The sequence below is a fragment of the Peptacetobacter hiranonis genome (assembly GCF_008151785.1).
Lineage (GTDB): Bacteria > Bacillota > Clostridia > Peptostreptococcales > Peptostreptococcaceae > Peptacetobacter > Peptacetobacter hiranonis.
The window spans coordinates 2,513,883-2,521,899 of the sequence record NZ_CP036523.1 but is presented as its reverse complement, the minus strand read 5'-3'; the positions used below and the strand labels follow the sequence as shown (position 1 = coordinate 2,521,899).

The window sequence follows — 8,017 nt, the reverse complement described above, 5'->3', positions numbered from 1 at the left end:
AACTGTAACTGGTCAAGTTATTAAGGGTGCAGGGCGGATGCCTTGGCACCGGGAGCCGATGAAGGACGTGATAAGCTGCGATAAGCTATGGGGAGTTGCACGTAAACTTTGATCCATAGATTTCCGAATGAGGAAACTCACCATGAGTAATGTCATGGTATCTTCGAGTGAATACATAGCTCGTTGAGGGGAACTCGGGGAACTGAAACATCTAAGTACCCGAAGGAAGAGAAAGAAATTCGATTCCGCTAGTAGCGGCGAGCGAACGCGGAACAGCCCAAACCTAAGAAGTTCGCTTCTTAGGGGTTGCGGACATATCATCAGGAAGAGGTTATTACAGACGAAGAGTTTTGGAAAGCTCCGCCATAGAAGGTAACAGCCCTGTAGTCGAAGTGAGAAGACTTCCGATATGATCCAGAGTACCACGGGACACGTGAAACCCCGTGGGAAGCAGGAGGGACCACCCTCCAAGGCTAAATACTACCCGGTGACCGATAGCGCATAGTACCGTGAGGGAAAGGTGAAAAGAACCCCGGGAGGGGAGTGAAATAGAACCTGAAACCCTGTACTTACAAACTGTGGAAGCACATTTCTTGTGTGACCGCGTACTTTTTGTAGAACGGGCCAACGAGTTACGTTATGCAGCAAGGTTAAGTACTTCAAGTATGCAGCCGCAGCGAAAGCGAGTTTTAACTGAGCGTTTAGTTGCATGACGTAGACCCGAAACCGGGTGACCTATCCATGAGCAGGTTGAAGCGAAAGTAAAATTTCGTGGAGGACCGAACCCACGAGCGTTGAAAAGCTCGGGGATGACTTGTGGATAGCGGTGAAATTCCAATCGAACCCGGAGATAGCTGGTTCTCCCCGAAATAGCTTTAGGGCTAGCCTCAGATTCAGAGATACGGAGGTAGAGCACTGAATGTCCTAGGGGGTATTGCACCTACCGAAGACTATCAAACTCCGAATGCCGTCATCTTTTATCTGGGAGTCAGACCGTGGGTGATAAGATTCACGGTCGAGAGGGCAACAGCCCAGACCGTCGGCTAAGGTCCCCAAATGTAGGTTAAGTGGTAAAGGATGTGGGATTGCACAGACAACCAGGATGTTGGCTTAGAAGCAGCCACTCATTCAAAGAGTGCGTAATAGCTCACTGGTCGAGTGATCCTGCGCCGAAGATTTCCGGGGCTAAAACCTACTACCGAAGCCACGGCATCATTTATGATGGGTAGGGGAGCTTTCTTTACTGGGCAGAAGCATGACCGTAAGGACATGTGGACTGTAAAGAAGTGAGAATGTTGGCATGAGTAGCGAGATGTGGGTGAGAATCCCACAGGCCGTAAACCCAAGGTTTCCAGGGGAAGGTTCGTCCTCCCTGGGTTAGTCGGGACCTAAGCCGAGGCCGAAAGGCGTAGGTGATGGACAACAGGTTGAAATTCCTGTACCGCCAATAAGCGTTTGAGAAATGGGATGACACAGTAGGACAGGATGAGCGTGCTGTTGGTTATGCACGTCCAAGCACTGAGGCAGTATCCGGAGGCAAATCCACGGATATAATGCTGGGGTGTGACGGGGAGCGAAATTTAGTAGCGAAGCATCTGCATTCACACTGTCGAGAAAAGTCTCTATCGAGTTTAAAGGCGCCCGTACCGCAAACCGACACAGGTGGGTGAGGAGAGTATCCTAAGGCCAGCGAGAGAACTGTTGTTAAGGAACTCGGCAAAATGACCCCGTAACTTAGGGATAAGGGGTGCCATCGAAAGATGGCCGCAGAGAATAGGCCCAAGCGACTGTTTACCAAAAACATAGGTTTCTGCTAAGTCGCAAGACGATGTATAGGAGCTGACGCCTGCCCGGTGCTGGAAGGTTAAGGGGATCTGTTAGAGCAATCGAAGCAGTGAACTTAAGCCCCAGTAAACGGCGGCCGTAACTATAACGGTCCTAAGGTAGCGAAATTCCTTGTCGGGTAAGTTCCGACCCGCACGAAAGGCGTAACGATTTGGGCACTGTCTCAACAACAGACTCGGTGAAATTGTAATTCCGGTGAAGATGCCGGATACCTGCGACAGGACGGAAAGACCCCATGGAGCTTTACTGTAGCTTGGCATTGGGTCTTGGTACTACATGTACAGCATAGGTGGGAGGCTTTGATTCCAGGACGCCAGTTTTGGATGAGCCACCGTTGGGATACCACCCCTGTAGTACTGGGACTCTAACCAGAGGCCTTGAATCAGGTCTTGGGACACTGTCAGGCGGGCAGTTTGACTGGGGCGGTCGCCTCCCAAAAGGTAACGGAGGCGCTCAAAGGTTCTCTCAGCACGGTCGGAAATCGTGCACAGAGTGTAAAGGCATAAGAGAGCTTGATTGCAAGACATACAGGTCGAGCAAGGACGAAAGTCGGACTTAGTGATCCGGTGGTTCTGAGTGGAAGGGCCATCGCTCAACGGATAAAAGCTACCCTGGGGATAACAGGCTTATCTCCCCCAAGAGTCCACATCGACGGGGAGGTTTGGCACCTCGATGTCGGCTCATCACATCCTGGGGCTGTAGTAGGTCCCAAGGGTTGGGCTGTTCGCCCATTAAAGTGGTACGCGAGCTGGGTTCAGAACGTCGTGAGACAGTTCGGTCCCTATCCGTCGCAGGCGTAGGAAATTTGAGAGGATCTGCCCTTAGTACGAGAGGACCGGGGTGGACGTACCGCTGGTGTACCAGTTGTCTCGCCAGAGGCATGGCTGGGTAGCTATGTACGGAACGGATAAGCGCTGAAAGCATCTAAGCGCGAAGCCAGCCTTAAGATAAGATTTCCCATTCTTCGGAAGTAAGACCCCATGAAGACTACGTGGTTGATAGGTCGGAGGTGGAAGTGCAGTAATGTATGCAGCTTACCGATACTAATAGGTCGAGGACTTGACCAAGTAAATATTTGGTAATTTGATTAATATGTATGTAGTTTTCAGAGTACAATCTCTGAAAATAAAGATTATGTGGTTATTATAGAAGAGAGGATACACCTGTTCCCATTCCGAACACAGAAGTTAAGCTCTCTATCGCTGATGGTACTTGGGGCGAAGGCCCCTGGGAGAGTAGGACGTAGCCACGTATATGTGCCGAAGTGGCGGAACTGGCAGACGCACAGGACTTAAAATCCTGCGGGACTTATCCTCCCGTACCGGTTCGATTCCGGTCTTCGGCACCATATTTTATATATAAGTGGACCATTAGCTCAGTTGGTTAGAGCGCCCGGCTCATAACCGGTAGGTCTGGGGTTCGAGTCCCTGATGGTCCACCACTTTAAATGAACTTTGAAAACTGAACAGCAGATATATTTAGTTCGAACAAATAGTTCGAACGCCATACAAACCATGCCAGATATTTTGAGATAACATCTGAGCGGATTTAAATTGAAATTTAGGTTTCAACAAACTATTTTTATTTGAGAGTTTGATCCTGGCTCAGGATGAACGCTGGCGGCGTGCCTAACACATGCAAGTCGAGCGATTCTCTTCGGAGAAGAGCGGCGGACGGGTGAGTAACGCGTGGGTAACCTGCCCTGTACACACGGATAACATACCGAAAGGTATGCTAATACGGGATAATATATAAGAGTCGCATGACTTTTATATCAAAGATTTTTCGGTACAGGATGGACCCGCGTCTGATTAGCTTGTTGGCGGGGTAACGGCCCACCAAGGCGACGATCAGTAGCCGACCTGAGAGGGTGATCGGCCACATTGGAACTGAGACACGGTCCAAACTCCTACGGGAGGCAGCAGTGGGGAATATTGCACAATGGGCGCAAGCCTGATGCAGCAACGCCGCGTGAGCGATGAAGGCCTTCGGGTCGTAAAGCTCTGTCCTCAAGGAAGATAATGACGGTACTTGAGGAGGAAGCCCCGGCTAACTACGTGCCAGCAGCCGCGGTAATACGTAGGGGGCTAGCGTTATCCGGATTTACTGGGCGTAAAGGGTGCGTAGGCGGTCTTTCAAGTCAGGAGTTAAAGGCTACGGCTCAACCGTAGTAAGCTCCTGATACTGTCTGACTTGAGTGCAGGAGAGGAAAGCGGAATTCCCAGTGTAGCGGTGAAATGCGTAGATATTGGGAGGAACACCAGTAGCGAAGGCGGCTTTCTGGACTGTAACTGACGCTGAGGCACGAAAGCGTGGGGAGCAAACAGGATTAGATACCCTGGTAGTCCACGCTGTAAACGATGAGTACTAGGTGTCGGAGGTTACCCCCTTCGGTGCCGCAGCTAACGCATTAAGTACTCCGCCTGGGGAGTACGCACGCAAGTGTGAAACTCAAAGGAATTGACGGGGACCCGCACAAGTAGCGGAGCATGTGGTTTAATTCGAAGCAACGCGAAGAACCTTACCTAGGCTTGACATCCTTCTGACCGAGGACTAATCTCCTCTTTCCCTCCGGGGACAGAAGTGACAGGTGGTGCATGGTTGTCGTCAGCTCGTGTCGTGAGATGTTGGGTTAAGTCCCGCAACGAGCGCAACCCTTGTCTTTAGTTGCCATCATTTAGTTGGGCACTCTAGAGAGACTGCCAGGGATAACCTGGAGGAAGGTGGGGATGACGTCAAATCATCATGCCCCTTATGCCTAGGGCTACACACGTGCTACAATGGGTGGTACAGAGGGCAGCCAAGCCGTGAGGTGGAGCAAATCCCTTAAAGCCATTCTCAGTTCGGATTGTAGGCTGAAACTCGCCTACATGAAGCTGGAGTTACTAGTAATCGCAGATCAGAATGCTGCGGTGAATGCGTTCCCGGGTCTTGTACACACCGCCCGTCACACCATGGGAGTTGGAGACACCCGAAGCCGACTATCTAACCTTTTGGGAGAAGTCGTCGAAGGTGGAATCAATAACTGGGGTGAAGTCGTAACAAGGTAGCCGTATCGGAAGGTGCGGCTGGATCACCTCCTTTCTAGGGAGAATTATCTGCTGTTCGGTTTTGAAGGTTCATTCCTTCAAAACTGTACTTTGAAAACTACATATATATTATGATATGACATCATTTATTTCCTTAATGTGATAGATAAGGATGATAACCTTATAAAAAAATATCAAACTGTAACTGGTCAAGTTATTAAGGGTGCAGGGCGGATGCCTTGGCACCGGGAGCCGATGAAGGACGTGATAAGCTGCGATAAGCTATGGGGAGTTGCACGTAAACTTTGATCCATAGATTTCCGAATGAGGAAACTCACCATGAGTAATGTCATGGTATCTTCGAGTGAATACATAGCTCGTTGAGGGGAACTCGGGGAACTGAAACATCTAAGTACCCGAAGGAAGAGAAAGAAATTCGATTCCGCTAGTAGCGGCGAGCGAACGCGGAACAGCCCAAACCTAAGAAGTTCGCTTCTTAGGGGTTGCGGACATATCATCAGGAAGAGGTTATTACAGACGAAGAGTTTTGGAAAGCTCCGCCATAGAAGGTAACAGCCCTGTAGTCGAAGTGAGAAGACTTCCGATATGATCCAGAGTACCACGGGACACGTGAAACCCCGTGGGAAGCAGGAGGGACCACCCTCCAAGGCTAAATACTACCCGGTGACCGATAGCGCATAGTACCGTGAGGGAAAGGTGAAAAGAACCCCGGGAGGGGAGTGAAATAGAACCTGAAACCCTGTACTTACAAACTGTGGAAGCACATTTCTTGTGTGACCGCGTACTTTTTGTAGAACGGGCCAACGAGTTACGTTATGCAGCAAGGTTAAGTACTTCAAGTATGCAGCCGCAGCGAAAGCGAGTTTTAACTGAGCGTTTAGTTGCATGACGTAGACCCGAAACCGGGTGACCTATCCATGAGCAGGTTGAAGCGAAAGTAAAATTTCGTGGAGGACCGAACCCACGAGCGTTGAAAAGCTCGGGGATGACTTGTGGATAGCGGTGAAATTCCAATCGAACCCGGAGATAGCTGGTTCTCCCCGAAATAGCTTTAGGGCTAGCCTCAGATTCAGAGATACGGAGGTAGAGCACTGAATGTCCTAGGGGGTATTGCACCTACCGAAGACTATCAAACTCCGAATGCCGTCATCTTTTATCTGGGAGTCAGACCGTGGGTGATAAGATTCACGGTCGAGAGGGCAACAGCCCAGACCGTCGGCTAAGGTCCCCAAATGTAGGTTAAGTGGTAAAGGATGTGGGATTGCACAGACAACCAGGATGTTGGCTTAGAAGCAGCCACTCATTCAAAGAGTGCGTAATAGCTCACTGGTCGAGTGATCCTGCGCCGAAGATTTCCGGGGCTAAAACCTACTACCGAAGCCACGGCATCATTTATGATGGGTAGGGGAGCTTTCTTTACTGGGCAGAAGCATGACCGTAAGGACATGTGGACTGTAAAGAAGTGAGAATGTTGGCATGAGTAGCGAGATGTGGGTGAGAATCCCACAGGCCGTAAACCCAAGGTTTCCAGGGGAAGGTTCGTCCTCCCTGGGTTAGTCGGGACCTAAGCCGAGGCCGAAAGGCGTAGGTGATGGACAACAGGTTGAAATTCCTGTACCGCCAATAAGCGTTTGAGAAATGGGATGACACAGTAGGACAGGATGAGCGTGCTGTTGGTTATGCACGTCCAAGCACTGAGGCAGTATCCGGAGGCAAATCCACGGATATAATGCTGGGGTGTGACGGGGAGCGAAATTTAGTAGCGAAGCATCTGCATTCACACTGTCGAGAAAAGTCTCTATCGAGTTTAAAGGCGCCCGTACCGCAAACCGACACAGGTGGGTGAGGAGAGTATCCTAAGGCCAGCGAGAGAACTGTTGTTAAGGAACTCGGCAAAATGACCCCGTAACTTAGGGATAAGGGGTGCCATCGAAAGATGGCCGCAGAGAATAGGCCCAAGCGACTGTTTACCAAAAACATAGGTTTCTGCTAAGTCGCAAGACGATGTATAGGAGCTGACGCCTGCCCGGTGCTGGAAGGTTAAGGGGATCTGTTAGAGCAATCGAAGCAGTGAACTTAAGCCCCAGTAAACGGCGGCCGTAACTATAACGGTCCTAAGGTAGCGAAATTCCTTGTCGGGTAAGTTCCGACCCGCACGAAAGGCGTAACGATTTGGGCACTGTCTCAACAACAGACTCGGTGAAATTGTAATTCCGGTGAAGATGCCGGATACCTGCGACAGGACGGAAAGACCCCATGGAGCTTTACTGTAGCTTGGCATTGGGTCTTGGTACTACATGTACAGCATAGGTGGGAGGCTTTGATTCCAGGACGCCAGTTTTGGATGAGCCACCGTTGGGATACCACCCCTGTAGTACTGGGACTCTAACCAGAGGCCTTGAATCAGGTCTTGGGACACTGTCAGGCGGGCAGTTTGACTGGGGCGGTCGCCTCCCAAAAGGTAACGGAGGCGCTCAAAGGTTCTCTCAGCACGGTCGGAAATCGTGCACAGAGTGTAAAGGCATAAGAGAGCTTGATTGCAAGACATACAGGTCGAGCAAGGACGAAAGTCGGACTTAGTGATCCGGTGGTTCTGAGTGGAAGGGCCATCGCTCAACGGATAAAAGCTACCCTGGGGATAACAGGCTTATCTCCCCCAAGAGTCCACATCGACGGGGAGGTTTGGCACCTCGATGTCGGCTCATCACATCCTGGGGCTGTAGTAGGTCCCAAGGGTTGGGCTGTTCGCCCATTAAAGTGGTACGCGAGCTGGGTTCAGAACGTCGTGAGACAGTTCGGTCCCTATCCGTCGCAGGCGTAGGAAATTTGAGAGGATCTGCCCTTAGTACGAGAGGACCGGGGTGGACGTACCGCTGGTGTACCAGTTGTCTCGCCAGAGGCATGGCTGGGTAGCTATGTACGGAACGGATAAGCGCTGAAAGCATCTAAGCGCGAAGCCAGCCTTAAGATAAGATTTCCCATTCTTCGGAAGTAAGACCCCATGAAGACTACGTGGTTGATAGGTCGGAGGTGGAAGTGCAGTAATGTATGCAGCTTACCGATACTAATAGGTCGAGGACTTGACCAAGTAAATATTTGGTAATTTGATTAATATGTATGTA

At 50.5% G+C, this 8,017-nt stretch carries 2 tRNA genes and 4 rRNA genes; all 6 read left to right on the top strand.

Annotated features, from left to right (window positions below):
• Nucleotides 1–10: 10 nt before the first annotated feature.
• The 6 genes from KGNDJEFE_RS11655 (at nucleotide 11) to KGNDJEFE_RS11630 (ending at nucleotide 7,983) form a co-directional block, all read left to right on the top strand.
• Nucleotides 11–2,912, top strand: a 23S ribosomal RNA gene (locus KGNDJEFE_RS11655).
• Between the two features lie 68 nt (nucleotides 2,913–2,980).
• Nucleotides 2,981–3,097 (top strand): 5S ribosomal RNA (gene rrf / locus KGNDJEFE_RS11650).
• Between the two features lie 6 nt (nucleotides 3,098–3,103).
• A tRNA-Leu gene (locus KGNDJEFE_RS11645) sits at nucleotides 3,104–3,193 on the top strand.
• A 16-nt stretch (nucleotides 3,194–3,209) separates the two neighbouring features.
• Nucleotides 3,210–3,286, top strand: a tRNA-Ile gene (locus tag KGNDJEFE_RS11640).
• A gap of 140 nt (nucleotides 3,287–3,426) precedes the next feature.
• Nucleotides 3,427–4,929, top strand: a 16S ribosomal RNA gene (locus KGNDJEFE_RS11635).
• A 152-nt stretch (nucleotides 4,930–5,081) separates the two neighbouring features.
• A 23S ribosomal RNA gene (locus tag KGNDJEFE_RS11630) occupies nucleotides 5,082–7,983 on the top strand.
• The 16S, 23S and 5S rRNA genes sit together here with 2 tRNA genes alongside, the layout of an rRNA operon.
• The last annotated feature ends 34 nt before the right edge of the window (nucleotides 7,984–8,017 follow it).